A 218-nucleotide genomic window follows, 5' to 3' on the forward strand; every position below is an offset into this window, starting at 1 on the left:
TTCAACGCGGATTTCGACGGCGACCAGATGGCGGTTCACGTGCCGCTCTCGCTCGAGGCGCAGCTCGAAGCGCGCGTCCTGATGATGTCCACGAACAACGTGCTGTCGCCGGCCAACGGCGCGCCGATCATCGTGCCGTCCCAGGACATGATCCTCGGGCTCTACTACATCACGCTGGAGCGTGAGGGCCTGCCGGGTCAGGGCATGATCTTCGGCTC

Annotated in this window: 1 protein-coding gene; it reads left to right on the forward strand. The window is 64.7% G+C overall.

What is annotated here, in order from left to right; all coding sequences use genetic code 11:
- Positions 1-218 (forward strand): hypothetical protein (locus E0702_RS18875; RefSeq protein ID WP_132045975.1); only part of this gene is annotated, 218 nt, incomplete at both ends.

This window comes from Halomonas marinisediminis (assembly GCF_004347715.1).
Taxonomy (GTDB): domain Bacteria; phylum Pseudomonadota; class Gammaproteobacteria; order Pseudomonadales; family Halomonadaceae; genus Halomonas; species Halomonas icarae.